Below are 14,940 nucleotides of genomic sequence, written 5' to 3'. Positions count from 1 at the left end.
ACCACAAAACCAATGTGGGAGCGGGCTTGCTCGCGAAGGCGGTGGTTCAGCCAGCACATGGATTGACTGACACACCGCCTTCGCGAGCAAGCCCGCTCCCACATTTGATCTTCGTAGTCTTATAGAGCGGTGTTCAGGCCGGTAAGCAGGTGCACCACCCCACCCGCCAACACCATCACGCCCGGCACGCCTGCCGCCTTGAGCGCCTGCGCATCCAACCGCCCCGCATCCTGCAACTGCACCCGCACCCGGGTCAGTGCTACCCGCTGCTGCGACTTGAGATTCTCCGCGCCGCCCAGCGCATTCAGCACTGCCGGGGCCAACAGTGTTTCGCTCACTGGAGCTGCCTGCGGCGTTTCAAGCACCAGATCCGGCGTCAGGGCCTTCCAGAACGCCCGCTGAAATTTCTCGAACATGTCAGTTCTCCACAACCAATGAGGTTTCAACGGTAGCCGCGTGATACAGGCGTAACGCCTCGCGAACCTGCGACGCTTCTTCCAGGCCCAGCACCTGGCGGGCGATGGATTGGCAGTCCGCCAGGTCCAGCTCGCGCACGGTAGCCTTGATGGTCGGGATCAGCGGCACGCTGACCGACAACTCATCCACCCCCAGCCCGATCAGCACCGGCACCGCCAGCGCTTCAGACGCCAACGCCCCACACACGCCGACCCACTTGCCATGGGCATGGGCCGCCTTGACGGTGGCGGCGATCAGGCGCAGCACCGCCGGGTGAAAGCTGTCGGCCTGGCTGGCGAGGCGCGGGTGATCGCGGTCCATGGCCAGGGTGTATTGGGTCAGGTCGTTGGTGCCGATGGAGAAGAAATCCACCTCCGGCGCAAACAGATCGGCCATCAATGCCGCCGATGGCACTTCGATCATGATTCCCAGCTTCGGCAGTTCCGTCAGCCCCAGGGCCAGCGCTTCCTCTTCAAGAATCTGCCGCGCCAGGCGCAGCTCCGAGAGCAGGCTGACCATGGGCAACATGATGTGCAAACGGGCGAAACCGGCACTGGCGAGAATTGCACGGAATTGTTCACGCAACAGTTCCGGGCGCTCCAGGCACAGGCGAATCCCACGCAGGCCAAGGAACGGGTTGGTCTCGCTGTCCATCGGCACATAGGCCAACGGCTTGTCGCCACCAACGTCGAGGGTGCGCACCACCAGATTGCGCTGCGGGCCCAATGCACGGGCGATGGCGCTGTAGGTGCCCGCCTGCTCTTCGGGGCTCGGCGCGCGGTTGCGGTCCAGGTAGAGGAACTCGGAACGCAGCAAACCAACGCCTTCGCCCCCCAGGGACAATGCCTGCTCCACCTCCTGCAACGATGCGACGTTGGCCGTCACTTCGACGTGATGACCGTCGCGGGTCGTAGCGGGCAACGACGCCTGCTCCACTTCCCGCTGGCGGCGCAGCACTTGTTGTTGGCGGCTGGCTTGCAAGTGTTCGATCTCGGCCAGGTCCGGGTCCAGGTGCAACTCGCCCTTGTCGGCATCCAGCAGCACTTGCTTGCCGTTGGCCAGTTCCAGCACCTGCGCCGGCACCCCGCAGATGGCCGGCAAGCCAAGGGCGCGGGCGAGAATGGCGACGTGGCTGGTAGCGCCGCCGCCCACCGTCACAAAACCCAGCACCTTGCGCGTGTCGAGGCTGGCGGTTTGCGAAGGCGTAAGTTGTTCGGCAATCAGGATTGCCTGCTCCGGCAAATCCCAGGCGCTGTCCTGAACCCCGAGGATCAATTTCAGCACCCGCTGGCCAACGTCTGCCAGGTCGGCAGCGCGCTCGGCAAGCAAGGCGTTGCCCAGGCCCTGGAAGAGCGTGGCGGTGGCCTCGGTGGCGCTGTTCCAGGCGAAGGCCGCGCTCTTGCCCTGGTCCAGCAGGTCGCGGGTTTGTTCCAGCAGGGCCGGATCGTCCAGCAACTCCTGATGGGCGCGGAAGATCTCGGACTGGGCAGTGCCGACGGCCTTTTCCTGCAGGGCTTGCAGCGCCTGATTGGCGTTGTTCAGGGCATGGGTCAGGGCCGCACGTTCCAGCGCTTCACCTTTGCCGGTCTCTACGAACGTCAGTGCCGGCTCCTTGACCTGCACCACCTGGCCAAACGCCGAACCGGGCGAGGCGCACACGCCGCGCAGCAAGGTCGCCGATGAATCAGGCGCCACGGGTGCAGCGCCAGGTTGAGGAGCCGCGACGGTTTCACCGCAGCCTTCGGCCAGCAAGGTCACCAGCGCCTGGATCGCCGCTTCGGCATCCTCGCCGGCCGCGCTGACTTGCAAGGTGTCACCCTGCACCGTCTGCAATGCCATGATCCGTACCAGCGACTTGGCGTTGGCGCTCTCGGTTTGCTTGTGCAGGTAAATACTCGCCTTGAAGCCTTTGGCCGCCTGCGCCAGCACCGCCGCCGGGCGCGCATGCAGGCCGTTGGCGTTGGGCAAGGTCAGTGGCCTGGAGAACAGGGCGTCACCCTCCTCGTCTTTCACCTCGTCGGCAACGGCTTGCGGCGTGACTCGCAGCAGTGGCTGCCCCACGTCTACCAGGCCCTGCTCGGGCGTCAGCAGCTTGAAGGGCTCGCCACTGACCACCAGCATCAGGGTCAGCAAACTACGGGCATTGAGCGCCACGTAGTCGGCATCGAATTCAATCAACGGTTGCCCGGCTTCCACCCGCTGGCCTTCCTCGACCAATCGGGTGAAACCCTTGCCCGCCAGGTTCACGGTGTCCAGGCCGATGTGCATCAGCACCTGGACGCCGTTGTCATCGGTGATGCTCACCGCATGACCACTGTCCTGGATATTGCTGATCACCCCGGCCAGTGGCGCGCAGAGGGTCTGCGAGGTCGGATCGATGCACAGGCCATCGCCGATCAGGCGACTGGAGAACACCGGATCAGGCACCTGGTCCAGGGCGAGCAGCACCCCGGACAATGGCGCCAGCAATTCCAGGGAATGGGTTGTGGTCATGACTTCACCTGCTGTTTGGTTCTGTAAAAATCATTGGGCATCGACGGCTTTATTTCCACCAGTACTCAACCTGCACACCAAAGTTGGAGCCATGCAACGCCGTGCCATAACTGCCGGTGTCGGACAACGCCGAACCTGCGGCCAGTTCATTGGCCGCACGCTTGGCCGCTTCGTTCCAGGTCGCGTAGGTGTAATACAAGCGCACTTCCGGTCGTGCCCAGAAATCCGGGCCTTTGGGCGACCAGGTCGGGGCGAACGTAAATTTGCTCAGCTTGCGCGTGCCACCGGTAGCCTCGACCTGATCATGACCGAGTTCGGTGACCAGCTTGAACTGTTCGGAAATCGCATAGGCCGGGCGCACGCCCAGCGACATCCAGGTCTGATCCTGGTTGCCCGGGCGAATATCCTTCTGGTACACGGCCTCGATCTGCCCGCCAAACCGTGGCGTCACTTGCCAGTCGAAGAACTCCACTGCGCGGTAGCTCTTGCTGCTTTTATCGAGGAAGGTATCGCCGGTGTAGCCGAGGCCGGTGCCGGGGCCTTCGCCGTACTGCAGGGCAAATTTGTTGCGCCCGCCGAGGAAGGGTTTCTGCACATGCTGGGCGGTAATGGCCCAGCCGCTGTTGGTGTCACGGCCACCGGCTTTTTCGATATAGCTCAAGCCCAGTTCCAGCTCGCCGCCGGGGTTGGTCTTGAACCCGGCCACGTTAAAGTCGTGACGGGTGGCGTATTCCTTCTGGTACAGGTTGTCCTTGCGGGAAAGTGCGTAGCTGTATTTCAGGTCGCCGATTTTCACGTCCTCGATACCGCCACCCGTGGCGCTCTGGTTCCAGTAGTAGAAGTCGGAGATATGGATGTCGTTTCGTTTGTAGTAGCGCCGGCCGGCCCACAGCGAACCGCCGTTGAGGCTGGGGATGTTCGACCACTGCGCATACATCTGCGGCATGCGTGCCGAGCCGTTGTCTTCGCCCTGGAACTTCAGCGCCCGGTCGTACTTGTTGTACAGCGAAGCCATGGCGTCGACGCTGAACACCGAGCCGTCGTCGAGGGTCAGCAGGTCCTGGCGCAATTCGAGTTCGGCGTACTGCTCGCACTCGTTGCCCAGGCGGTATTTGGATTGTGCACCCGGCAACTGGAAGCACTGCTGCTTGCCACTGCCGGTTGAAGTCCCCGCACCGCTACGCAAGTAGCCGGCAAATTCCAACGCCTGGGCTGCCATCGGCAAGGTCAGGCAGGATGCAACGAGGCCCAGCTTTATTGTTGTTCTCATGAAGCACTCCGATATTTTTATTATGTTTTTTTAAGCGCCCCGGCTCTCCCACGCCGGGGGTAAAGCGGGTCTCAGTCCTTGAGATGCAGCACAAACGATTCATACGGGCGCAGCGAGACTTGGCTCGAGCGCTGTGGGCAGTCGTCGTAGTTGCTGATCAGCAGGCGTTGCTCACTCGCCGCCGTCAGCAGGCCATCGGGCAGTTCGATCTGGCAGGGCGTGCCGTAGAAGTTGTTCAGCACCAGCAGGCGTTCGCCGTGGCCTTCGCGCAGGTACGCCCAGACCTGGGTGTGCTGTGGCAGCAGTTGGCGGTAAACGCCTTCCTGAATCAGCGGCTCATGCCGACGCAGCTTGATCAGCGCACGGTAGTGATGCAGTACCGATTGCGGGTCATCCAGCTCGCTTTGCACGTTGATCTGCGCGGCGTTGGCCGGGATGCCGATCCACGGTTCGCCGCGACTGAAGCCAGCGTTTTGCTCGGCATTCCATTGCATCGGTGTGCGGCTGTTATCGCGGGACTTCTGCATGATCGCCGCCATGCTCGATGCCTCGGACTCACCGGCCTCACGCTTGAGCCGATAGATGTTCAGCGTCTCGACATCCCGGTATTGGTCGATGGTGTCGAAGCCCGGATTGGTCATGCCCAACTCTTCACCCTGGTACACGAAAGGCGTGCCCTGGAGGAAGTGCAGCGCAGTGGCGAGCATCTTCGCCGAGACCACGCGGTGCTCGCCGTCGTCACCAAAACGCGAGACCACCCGCGGCTGGTCGTGGTTACACCAGAACAGCGCATTCCAGCCGCCACCGGCCTGCATGCCGAGTTGCCAGTCGGACAGAATCTGCTTGAGTTGCAGGAAGTCGAAGTCGGCCGCGACCCACTTCTGCAGGTTCGGATAGTCGACTTTCAGGTGGTGAAAGTTGAAGGTCATCGACAGCTCTTTCGACTGTGGATTCGAATAACGAATGCAGTGCTCAAGGCTGGTGGACGACATCTCGCCGACGTTGATCAGGTCATGCCCCTCGAACACTTCGCGGTGCATTTCCTTCAGGTATTCATGCACGTTCGGGCCGTCGGTGTAGAAGCGCCGACCGTCGCTGTTGTCTTCCGGAAAATCCGCCGGCTTGGAGATCAGGTTGATCACGTCCAGGCGGAAACCGCCCACGCCCTTGTCGCGCCAGAAGCGCATCAGCTTGAACACTTCGGCGCGCACCTTGGGGTTGTCCCAGTTCAGGTCGGCCTGGGTGTGGTCGAACAGGTGCAGGAAGTACTGGCCGGTCTGCGCCTCGTATTCCCAGGCCGAGCCGCCGAACTTGGATTCCCAGTTGTTCGGCTGGTCGCGCCAGATGTAGAAGTCGCGGTACGGGTTGTCGAGGCTGCTGCGGGCCTGCTGGAACCACTCGTGTTCGATGGAGGTGTGGTTGACCACGATGTCGAGCATCAGCGTGATGCCGCGCTTGGCGGCTTCGCTGATCAGCAGGTCGCAATCGGCCATGGTCCCGTAGCTCGGGTCGATGGCGTAGTAGTCGCTGATGTCGTAGCCGTTGTCGCGCTGGGGCGAGCGCAGGAACGGGGTGATCCACAGGCAATCGACGCCCAGCCACTTCAGGTAATCGAGCTTGTCCACGATGCCCAGCAGGTCACCGGTGGCGTTACCCGCGTGGCTGTGGAAGCTTTTGGGGTAGATCTGGTAGATCACCGAGTGTTGCCAGTTTTGCATGGTGGGTTCCTTCAATTTGAAATGCGATCAACTGTGGGAGCTGGCTTGCCTGCGATAGCGGTAGATCAGGCGACCCGGTAGCCAGGCCGGACAATTTTCATGCTCAACACACAGGTCAAAACAAACGGCACGACAATCGCGACGACCATGCCGATGACAAAACTTGGGATGTACTGCGGGATGATCGAGATGAACCCGGGCAAGCCACCCACGCCAATCGCCGAGGCCTGCACCTTGTTCAGCGAGAGGAAAATACTGCCCAGCGCCGAGCCGGTCAGCGCCGCGTAGAACGGAAACTTGAAGCGCAGGTTGACCCCGAACATCGCCGGCTCGGTGATGCCGAAGTAGGCGGAAATCGCCGAGGTGGACGCCATGCTCTTGTCCCGTGCATTGCGGCTCATGTAGAACACGCCGAGCGCCGCGCTGCCCTGGGCCAGGTTGGACATGACGATCATCGGCCAGATAAAGGTGCCGCCTTGGGTGGAGATCAGTTGCAGGTCCACGGCGAGGAACATGTGGTGCATGCCGGTGATCACCAGCGGTGCATACAGCAGGCCGAAGATTGCGCCGCCGACCATCGGCGCCAGGTCAAACAGGGTGACCACGCCTTCGGTGATCAGGATGCCCAGGTGACGGGTCACCGGGCCGATGATCGCCAGCGCCAGTACGCCGGTGACGACGATGGTAGTGATCGGCACCACCAGCAACTGAATGGCATTCGGCACCCGTGCCCGCAGCCATTTCTCAATCACGCTCATCACGTAGGCGGCCAGCAGGATCGGCAGGATCTGGCCCTGGTAGCCGACCTTCTCGATCTTGAACCAGCCGAAAATATCGAAGTACGGCAGGCTCTGGCCGTCGAGGCCGGCGACCGCCTTGCCGTAGTTCCAGGCGTTGAGCAGATCGGGGTGCACCAGCATCAGGCCGAGGACAATGCCGAGGATTTCACTGCCACCAAAGCGCTTGGCCGCCGACCAGCCCACCAGTGCCGGCAGGAACACGAACGAGGTGTTGGCCATCAGGTTGATCAGGCTCCACAGGCCATCCAGGTTCGGATAGGCGTCGAGCAAGGTCTTGTCCGCGATGAACATGCCCTTGGCGCCCATCAGGTTGTTCACCCCCATGAGCAAACCGGCAATGATCAGCGCCGGCAAAATCGGCATGAACACATCGGAGAACACCCGCACCAGGCGCTGCATCGGGTTTATTTTGTCGGCGCTTTTCTGTTTCACGTCCGCGATGGTCGACGCGGCGAGGCCCGTTTGCTCACGCAGGGCGGCGTAGACTTTTTCCACTTCGCCGGGGCCGATCACGATCTGGAACAGGCCGCCGGTGAAGAACGAACCCTTGACCAGGTCGACCTGGTTCAGGTCGCCGCTGTTGGCCAGGCTCGGGTCCTTGAGGGCCAGGCGCAAGCGGGTGACGCAATGGGCAGCTTGCTCAAGGTTGTCGCTGCCGCCGAGGTTCTTGAGAATCTCGCGGGCAATATTCGGATAGTCGTGGCTCATGCTTGGTATCCACTCTGGTTTTTTTTATTGGGCGGTCATAGGCAGCACGCCGAAGCCAAAAGTACTCGTCTGTACGAGTTAAAGCAATAACTCGTATGTACGAGTTTGAAAATGATTAATTTTCTGTTTTTTGAGTCAGAAATTTCCGAGTTCTACAATGGGTTGCATGGACAAACCCCATCGCTGCCACTAAGGTTCCTGCCTTGAACGCCAACGCGGCACAGAGCCCTTCCCCATGAGTAAATACAACCAGATCTATACCGATCTGCTTGCCAGCATCACCACCGAACGCCTGCAACGCGGCACGCGCCTGCCCTCCGAAACCGAACTGATGGACGCCTACCAGGCCAGCCGTGGCACGGTACGCCGGGCGATCGAGCAATTGCAGGAGCGCGGCTTCGCGCAAAAGATCCACGGCAAGGGCACCTTCGTGCTGTCACCCAACCCCATCGAGTTCCAGCTCGGCGGTATCGTCAGCTTTCGCGAGACCCACGCCGCCCTCGGCGACGACGTCAGTACCGAAGTGGTGGAGTTCAGCCAGTTCCCGCTGGAAGGCCCGTTGATGCAGCACATTGAGGCCGAAGCTGGCAGCCTGATCACCCGGGTCAAACGGGTGCGGCGGATCGACGGCAAGCGGGTGATCCTCGACATCAACCACTTCGTCGCCGACCTGATACCGGGGCTGGATCGGGAGATTGCCGAGCAGTCGATCTATGCGTTTATCGAGCAGACCTTGCAGCTGCAGATCAGCTATGCCCAGCGCACCATCGAAGCGCTGCCACGGGGAAAGGACGACCAGACACACCTGGACCTCGAAGGTCAGAGCCATGTGATCGTGGTGAGCAACCAGACGTTTTTGCAGGATGGACGGCAGTTCGAGTACACCGAGTCGCGGCATACGCTGGATAAGTTTTACTTTTCGGATATTGCGCGGCGGTAAACAAAGAAACGACTTGGCGAGTCCTCGAAAAGCCCGGCGTCGTCAGTCGGGCAAATCACTCCGGCACAATGCTCCTGGCCAGCCCGGCACCCCATGCAGCGGCCATCTTTCCCCCCACCTCGTCGAACGCTGGGTGGACGCTTCGATACTCGGAAAGCTCCTCCATAGCGCGACTCATACCCTGGTGCACTCTGGCTAGCAATTCGTTGCAGCGCGCCTCTGTCAAACCGCATGAGCTACGCCCGAACTGAACCAGCATCTTGCGCTTTGGCCAGGCTTTCGAGCCACCGAGCAACAGCCCCATGATGTCGTTGCCGTTGTACACGGTGGTGGTCACCAGGTCGTAAGCCGGGGCGAGCCACACGTCAGCATCTTCTGCACAATTTTCATAAAGCAGGCCGAAGTTCTTGAGGTGCCCGTCACCATTCTGGATACCGGCAGAGAGTCCCACCATCATGAAGAAGTCTTCCAGCGTCCTGGTTATGCGGCTTGGCGTGACAAAAGACCGGATCAGCTTCGCGCATCCCTGATAACTGCCGTCGTACTTCTTCGCGGTTCCCCAACCCGATAGAACGCACATGTCCTCAAATCCGAGGTAGGCGCTTTCACCGATGTCGAACCGCTTCACCACCAGGAGCGTTCCCTGCTGGCTGAGATGGAATTCAGGTACTTCAAGACCACAATGGAGTGCGGCCCGCATGCAGAAAAACTCATTGGCTGCCAGTTGCGGAAAGTCTGAGTCGTTGAACGCCTTAACCAGATGCGTGGCGCCTCGATGAGTGAAACGCTCAACGTCGGGAGGCCTATCGCCTGCGTCGCGCACCAGCACTTTCGGTTGAACGCCCGACACCCCCGAGTAGGCTGCGTAGGTTTTGAGAAGGTCATCAAACAGCTCTTGCGCCCCGTCATAGACCAACAGCTCGGAGAGCTTGACCTCAGGCAACGGCTCGCCACCCGCTTCATGGGCAACACTGATACGGCCAAGTTGGTGTGGACCGACAATGCCCAGCAAAGAGAAGTCATCAAAGCCACGCACTGACTTGCTGAAACGTCGCACAAGCTCGCTCTTGAGATGCCCCTCAGGGATGTGCATCTCGAACAACGGGTGGATTCCATACTCCCAGTTGTAGCTTTCCAGACGCACCGGCATGGTCAGGGAAATCGCGTTCTCGTCGGCGACTCCCTCGTGATAGGAAAAAACCGAATCACGCCGATTTTCTTCTCGCCGCCCAAGCGTTCCGGCAGGCACGCCACCTGCGCCGATATACAGCCGGTCACTTTGACTAGTCATGGACGTTTCCTGATTTCAATTCATCGAGGGTCTTGCGCCGACGCATGGGGATGGCGGTCAGTTCGTACCCCAAGCCCTCAAGGATGGCTGCGACCTTGCGAATCCCTACTTCAGGGACGGTGTTGTTCTCAATCCCCGAAATGGTTGCGCGACTCATCCCATGCCGATGCGCAAGCTGGCTTTGTGACAGGCCTGCGGCTTTGCGGAGATTCTTGATGAGTATTCCTAAGTCGCCCATTTATCTGCATCCTATACAATGCATAAATAGATAAAATCACACATATGAACCGTATACGATGCAAATCATTCTGAATAGATCTTTATTTGGGTAAACGACCAAGTGCAGCTCTCGCATAAATATCCACACTCCAGAAACACAAAACCCCGGCACCAGGCCGGGGTTTTGTTATTCAGCGCTCACCTGCTACGGCAGGATCATTCCCACTCAATCGTCGCCGGCGGCTTGCTCGACACGTCATACGTCACGCGCGAAATACCTTCGATCTCATTGATGATACGCCCGCTGACCGTCTCCAGCAGTTCGTACGGCAGGTGTGCCCAACGGGCGGTCATGAAGTCGATGGTTTCCACCGCACGCAGGGCCACAACCCATGCGTAACGACGGCCATCGCCGACCACGCCAACCGATTTCACCGGCTGGAACACCACGAATGCCTGGCTGACCTTGTGATACCAGTCGGCCTTGCGCAGTTCTTCGATGAAGATGTGGTCGGCGCGACGCAGCAGGTCGGCGTATTCCTTCTTCACTTCACCGAGGATCCGCACGCCCAGGCCCGGGCCCGGGAATGGGTGGCGGTAGACCATGTCGTACGGCAGGCCGAGTTCGAGGCCCAGACGACGGACTTCGTCCTTGAACAGTTCGCGCAGTGGTTCTACCAGCTTGAGGTTCATTTCCTCAGGCAGGCCGCCCACGTTGTGGTGGGACTTGATCACGTGGGCCTTGCCGCTCTTGGCGCCGGCCGATTCGATCACGTCCGGGTAGATGGTGCCCTGGGCGAGGTACTTGATGTTGTCCAGTTTGTTGGACTGGGCATCGAATACGTCGATGAAGGTGCGACCGATGATCTTGCGCTTCTTCTCCGGGTCGGACTCGCCGGCCAGGTTGTTCAGGAACTGATCTTCAGCGTTGGCGCGGATCACCTTGACGCCCATGTTCTCGGCGAACATGGCCATCACTTGCTCGCCTTCGTGCAAGCGCAGCAGGCCGTTGTCGACGAAGACGCAGGTCAGTTGGTCGCCGATGGCCTTGTGCAGCAGCGCCGCAACCACGGAGGAGTCAACGCCGCCGGACAGGCCCAGCAGGACGTTGTCGGTGCCGACCTGGGCACGTACGTTGGCGATGGCGTCTTCAGCGATCTTCGACGGGGTCCACAGGGCTTCGCACTGGCAGATGTCGAGGATGAAGCGCGACAGGATGCGACCGCCTTGCTTGGTGTGGGTCACTTCCGGGTGGAACTGCACGCCGTAGTAGCCGCGCTCGTCGTTGAACATGCCGGCGATCGGGCAGCTCGGGGTGCTGGCCAGGATGTGGAAGTCTTCCGGCATCCTGGTGACCTTGTCACCGTGGCTCATCCATACGTCGAGGCCAAACAGGCCGTCGGCGTCGATGTGGTCTTCGATGCCGTCCAGCAGGCGGCTCTTGCCGACCACGTCGACACGGGCGTAACCGAACTCACGCAGCTCGGAACCTTCAACCTTGCCGCCCAGTTGCTCGGCCATGGTCTGCATGCCGTAGCAGATACCGAAGACCGGCACGCCCAGGTCAAACACCGCCTGCGGGCAACGCGGGCTGTTGGCTTCGTGCACGGACTCGGGGCCGCCGGCGAGAATGACGCCTTTTGGAGCGAATTCGCGAATCGCTTCGTCGTCCATGTCGAACGGATGCAGTTCGCAGTACACGCCGATTTCACGCACGCGGCGGGCGATCAGCTGAGTGTACTGGGAACCGAAGTCGAGGATCAGGATGCGGTGGGCGTGAATGTCGAGGGCCATGAGATCAGTCTCGTCTAATGAATCAGAAACAACTCGGGGCTGAATAAGACAGCCCCGGTTACTTAACTATTTGCTGGAAGCATCAACCTACGCGGTAGTTTGGCGCTTCCTTGGTGATCTGTACGTCGTGTACGTGGGACTCGGCCATGCCGGCACCGGTGATCCGCACGAACTCAGGCTTGGTGCGCATTTCTTCGATGTCGGCGCTGCCGGTGTAGCCCATCGAGGAACGCAGGCCGCCCATCAGTTGATGGATGATGGCGCTCAGGGTGCCCTTGTACGGAACACGCCCTTCAATGCCTTCCGGTACCAGCTTCTCGGCGCCCGCGGAGGAGTCCTGGAAGTAGCGGTCGGAAGAGCCTTGAGCCTGGGACATGGCGCCCAGGGAGCCCATGCCGCGGTAAGCCTTGTACGAACGACCCTGGAACAGTTCGATCTCGCCCGGCGCTTCTTCAGTACCGGCGAACATCGAGCCCATCATCACGCAGGAAGCACCGGCGACGATGGCCTTGGACAGGTCACCGGAGAAACGGATGCCGCCGTCGGCGATCAACGGTACGCCAGTGCCTTCAAGGGCCGCGGCGACGTTGGCGATGGCGCTGATTTGCGGCACGCCTACACCGGCCACGATACGGGTGGTGCAGATCGAGCCAGGGCCGATACCGACCTTGACCGCATCAGCACCGGCTTCGGCCAGGGCCTTGGCGGCAGCGCCGGTGGCAATGTTGCCGCCGATCACTTGCACGTCAGGGAAATTCTGTTTGACCCAGCGAACGCGGTCGATCACGCCTTTGGAGTGACCGTGGGCAGTGTCGACCACCACCACGTCAACACCGGCAGCCACCAGGGCCGCTACACGGTCACCGGTGTCTTTGCCGGTACCGACCGCAGCGCCTACGCGCAGACGACCCTGATCGTCCTTGCTGGCCAGCGGGTAAGCCTTGGCTTTTTCGATGTCGTTGACGGTCATCATGCCCTTGAGGGCGAATTTGTCGTCGACGATCAGTACGCGTTCGATGCGGTGCTTGTGCAGCAGCTCGCGCACATCGTTCTTGTCGGCGCCTTCCTTGACAGTAACGAGGCGCTCTTTAGGCGTCATCACTTCACGGACGGTGACTTCAAGACGGTTCTCGAAACGCACGTCACGGGAAGTGACGATGCCGACCAGGTCGCCATCGTGCAGCACCGGAACGCCGGAGATGTTGTGCAGGCGGGTCAGGTCGAACAGGTCACGAACGGTGGCATCGGCCTCGATGGTGATCGGGTCCTTGACCACACCGGCTTCGTAACGCTTGACCTTGCGAACTTCGGCAGCTTGCTGCTCGATGGTCATGTTCTTGTGGATGATGCCGATGCCGCCTTCCTGAGCCATGGCGATTGCCAAACGGGCTTCAGTGACGGTGTCCATGGCAGCGGAAACCAGAGGAATATTCAGCTCGATGCCACGGGTTAGGCGGGTCTTGAGACTGACTTCGTTAGGAAGCACCTCGGAATAACCGGGCACTAGGAGAATGTCGTCGAATGTCAGAGCTTCTTGGCTGATACGCAGCATCGCGGGGGCTCCCGAGCGGGAAAATGGAAGCGCGCCATTATAGTCAGACACCCCCTCGGGTTCAATGTAAAACTCTGACAAACTTGGTAATACTGATAGATGGATGATTTTTGCAGCGCTGATCGTTCCCACGCTCTGCGTGGGAACGATCACATCGGATTAAAGTTCGACTTTGACCCAACTCATCTTCTGGTCCAGCCAGTCGGCAAATTCGTCGATAAAACTCTGCTTGAACCCCGCCTCCGCCCAGTTATTGAAGATGAATCCCAGGTTGGAAAAGCCGCATTCCTGCAGGAACAGGAAGCCATTGATGTCGTCTTCATGCCCACACAACGGGCAGGTGAAGTTGTCGGTGTGGCCGGGCATCCAGTCTTCCAGGCTTTCGAACAGGGCTTCGCCGACTTCCTTCAGGCACTCGGGACAGCCGGCTTCTTCCAGGAAGCCTTTGGCCGGGGTGTAGATGCAGCGCTTGTAGATGATCTCCAGGCCGTTGATCGGCTCGTTGAACGGCAGCGCGTCGGGGTGCAGCACCACGGCGCGGGCACCGTCGGCCAGGGCATAGCCCATGCGGTTGCCGGTGCGCCCGCAGGTGGTGAGTTCTTCCTTGACGATGTTCTTGCGCACCAGCCAGCGCACGATCGCCCGGGCGCGGGGTTCGTGGACGGGTAGCGTGGAGATTTTCGGGACAAGGATGCTTTGGGAATTCATGGGAGTCCTGCGGCGTGGCTACTGGCGCCTTCGCGAGCAAGCCCGCTCCCACAGGGGGGAATGCGTTCCAAATGTGGGAGCGGGCTTGCTCGCGAAGAGGCCCTGAAGGCTGGCAGCTTAATCCCTGAAACAATCAGGTCAAGTACTCAAGTAACGGGCAATCAAGGCAATGCCACTGGCCAGCACCAGCCAGGTCACCAACCGCACAAACGCCTCGCGGGACATGCGCAGGGTCAACCGCCGCCCCGCCCACAGCCCGAGCGCCATAGCCGGCAACAGGCACACCGCCAACATCAACAAGGGTAGCTCGGCATACACGCCCGCGATCAGAAACAGGCTCAGGCGCACCACCGTGCTGCAACTGATCAACGCACTCTGGGTCGCCCGCGCGCCATCCTTGGGCAATCGGCTGTTGAGGTAGATCGCATACAGAAAGCCGCCACTGCCGAACAACGCGCCAAACAGCCCGCCGACAACCCCCATGGGAATCGCCCAGCTGGCTGCCATCTGCGTGGGCTTGGCCTTCACCGCCAGGCTGTAGATCGCATAGGCGCTGATAAACAGCCCCATCAACAGCAGCAATAAATCAGAGTGCAGGTTGAGCAGGAAGATCACCCCAAGGGTGCAGCCAATCGCCATGCACGGCAGTAGCCTGAACAACTCCGGTTTCACCACATCCCGGCGCGATTGTAGAAGGTTGCCGAAGGCCGCGACAAAATCCAGCAGCACCAGCAAGGGGATGATCTTCGACAGCGGCATGAACAGAATCAGGATCGGCCCCGCCACCAATGCGGTACCAAAGCCTGCAATGCCGAACACGATATACGCCAGGGCAGTCGCCACGCCGATCACCAGCCAGTCCACACCGCCAAACGACCAATGACTCAACAGCTCGACCGGACTCATGACGTATTCCTTATTAGAGATGGCCATCACTTTAGCCATTGGCAAGCGTTGCGACTAATATCTTCAAAGCCCATCACTCATCTCG

At 60.4% G+C, this 14,940-nt stretch carries 12 protein-coding genes; 1 reads left to right on the top strand and 11 read right to left on the bottom strand.

The features are described from left to right. Positions 1 to 119: 119 nt before the first annotated feature. The 5 genes from HX873_RS21820 to treP all read right to left on the bottom strand — a co-directional run bounded on the left by HX873_RS21820 (position 120) and on the right by treP (position 7,445). Complete coding sequence (locus tag HX873_RS21820; protein ID WP_003209625.1) at positions 120 to 416, bottom strand: PTS transporter subunit EIIB; 297 nt, start codon at positions 414 to 416, stop codon at positions 120 to 122. A 1-nt stretch (position 417) separates the two neighbouring features. Beyond that, positions 418 to 2,949: a phosphoenolpyruvate--protein phosphotransferase gene (ptsP, locus tag HX873_RS21815; RefSeq protein WP_177021405.1), complete on the bottom strand. Its 2,532-nt coding sequence runs from the start codon at positions 2,947 to 2,949 to the stop codon at positions 418 to 420. Positions 2,950 to 2,998: 49 nt separating this feature from the next. Beyond that, entirely contained in the window at positions 2,999 to 4,219 is a 1,221-nt protein-coding gene (locus tag HX873_RS21810; protein WP_177123189.1) for a carbohydrate porin, read from the bottom strand. A 71-nt stretch (positions 4,220 to 4,290) separates the two neighbouring features. Then, a complete protein-coding gene (treC, locus tag HX873_RS21805) occupies positions 4,291 to 5,937 on the bottom strand; it encodes an alpha,alpha-phosphotrehalase (protein ID WP_003209630.1) in 1,647 nt (548 codons plus the stop codon). A 65-nt stretch (positions 5,938 to 6,002) separates the two neighbouring features. Next, on the bottom strand, positions 6,003 to 7,445 hold the full coding sequence (gene treP / locus HX873_RS21800) for a PTS system trehalose-specific EIIBC component (RefSeq protein WP_177123188.1): 1,443 nt from the start codon (positions 7,443 to 7,445) through the stop codon (positions 6,003 to 6,005). A 235-nt stretch (positions 7,446 to 7,680) separates the two neighbouring features. Between treP and treR the strand changes: the two genes are divergently transcribed. Continuing rightward, the gene (treR, locus tag HX873_RS21795) at positions 7,681 to 8,385 is read left to right on the top strand and encodes a trehalose operon repressor (protein ID WP_003209636.1); all 705 of its coding nucleotides are present in this window, start codon (positions 7,681 to 7,683) and stop codon (positions 8,383 to 8,385) included. Positions 8,386 to 8,440: 55 nt separating this feature from the next. Here treR and HX873_RS21790 read toward each other — a convergent pair whose 3' ends face one another. The 6 genes from HX873_RS21790 to HX873_RS21765 form a co-directional block, all read right to left on the bottom strand. Further along, positions 8,441 to 9,676: a type II toxin-antitoxin system HipA family toxin gene (locus HX873_RS21790; protein ID WP_177123187.1), complete on the bottom strand. Its 1,236-nt coding sequence runs from the start codon at positions 9,674 to 9,676 to the stop codon at positions 8,441 to 8,443. Beyond that, the gene (locus HX873_RS21785; protein WP_003209640.1) at positions 9,669 to 9,914 is read right to left on the bottom strand and encodes a helix-turn-helix transcriptional regulator; all 246 of its coding nucleotides are present in this window, start codon (positions 9,912 to 9,914) and stop codon (positions 9,669 to 9,671) included. The genes HX873_RS21790 and HX873_RS21785 overlap by 8 nt, the downstream gene beginning before the upstream one ends. 197 nt (positions 9,915 to 10,111) lie before the next feature. Then, positions 10,112 to 11,689 (bottom strand): glutamine-hydrolyzing GMP synthase, encoded by a 1,578-nt coding sequence (gene guaA / locus HX873_RS21780; protein WP_003209644.1) that lies wholly within the window; start codon positions 11,687 to 11,689, stop codon positions 10,112 to 10,114. Between the two features lie 82 nt (positions 11,690 to 11,771). After that, the gene (guaB, locus tag HX873_RS21775; RefSeq protein ID WP_003209646.1) at positions 11,772 to 13,241 is read right to left on the bottom strand and encodes an IMP dehydrogenase; all 1,470 of its coding nucleotides are present in this window, start codon (positions 13,239 to 13,241) and stop codon (positions 11,772 to 11,774) included. A 159-nt stretch (positions 13,242 to 13,400) separates the two neighbouring features. Continuing rightward, positions 13,401 to 13,949 carry a hypothetical protein gene (locus tag HX873_RS21770; protein WP_003209647.1) on the bottom strand — a complete coding sequence of 183 codons (549 nt, stop codon included), beginning with the start codon at positions 13,947 to 13,949 and terminating at the stop codon, positions 13,401 to 13,403. A gap of 138 nt (positions 13,950 to 14,087) precedes the next feature. Continuing rightward, positions 14,088 to 14,855: a sulfite exporter TauE/SafE family protein gene (locus HX873_RS21765; protein WP_177123186.1), complete on the bottom strand. Its 768-nt coding sequence runs from the start codon at positions 14,853 to 14,855 to the stop codon at positions 14,088 to 14,090. Between the last annotated feature and the right edge of the window lie 85 nt (positions 14,856 to 14,940).

This window comes from Pseudomonas sp. P7758, assembly GCF_013386485.1.
Taxonomy (GTDB): Bacteria; Pseudomonadota; Gammaproteobacteria; order Pseudomonadales; family Pseudomonadaceae; genus Aquipseudomonas.
Note: the sequence above shows the minus strand (reverse complement) of the source record. Positions and strands in the feature narration are given on the sequence as shown.

What these genes read in the sequence shown, in the direction of transcription:
- HX873_RS21820 (WP_003209625.1), bottom strand. Translation starts at nt 416, where the DNA reads ATGTTCGAGAAATTTCAGCGGGCGTTCTGGAAGGCCCTGACGCCGGAT.
- ptsP (WP_177021405.1), bottom strand. Translation starts at nt 2,949, where the DNA reads ATGACCACAACCCATTCCCTGGAATTGCTGGCGCCATTGTCCGGGGTG.
- HX873_RS21810 (WP_177123189.1), bottom strand. Translation starts at nt 4,219, where the DNA reads ATGAGAACAACAATAAAGCTGGGCCTCGTTGCATCCTGCCTGACCTTG.
- treC (WP_003209630.1), bottom strand. Translation starts at nt 5,937, where the DNA reads ATGCAAAACTGGCAACACTCGGTGATCTACCAGATCTACCCCAAAAGC.
- treP (WP_177123188.1), bottom strand. Translation starts at nt 7,445, where the DNA reads ATGAGCCACGACTATCCGAATATTGCCCGCGAGATTCTCAAGAACCTC.
- treR (WP_003209636.1), top strand. Translation starts at nt 7,681, where the DNA reads ATGAGTAAATACAACCAGATCTATACCGATCTGCTTGCCAGCATCACC.
- HX873_RS21790 (WP_177123187.1), bottom strand. Translation starts at nt 9,676, where the DNA reads ATGACTAGTCAAAGTGACCGGCTGTATATCGGCGCAGGTGGCGTGCCT.
- HX873_RS21785 (WP_003209640.1), bottom strand. Translation starts at nt 9,914, where the DNA reads ATGGGCGACTTAGGAATACTCATCAAGAATCTCCGCAAAGCCGCAGGC.
- guaA (WP_003209644.1), bottom strand. Translation starts at nt 11,689, where the DNA reads ATGGCCCTCGACATTCACGCCCACCGCATCCTGATCCTCGACTTCGGT.
- guaB (WP_003209646.1), bottom strand. Translation starts at nt 13,241, where the DNA reads ATGCTGCGTATCAGCCAAGAAGCTCTGACATTCGACGACATTCTCCTA.
- HX873_RS21770 (WP_003209647.1), bottom strand. Translation starts at nt 13,949, where the DNA reads ATGAATTCCCAAAGCATCCTTGTCCCGAAAATCTCCACGCTACCCGTC.
- HX873_RS21765 (WP_177123186.1), bottom strand. Translation starts at nt 14,855, where the DNA reads ATGAGTCCGGTCGAGCTGTTGAGTCATTGGTCGTTTGGCGGTGTGGAC.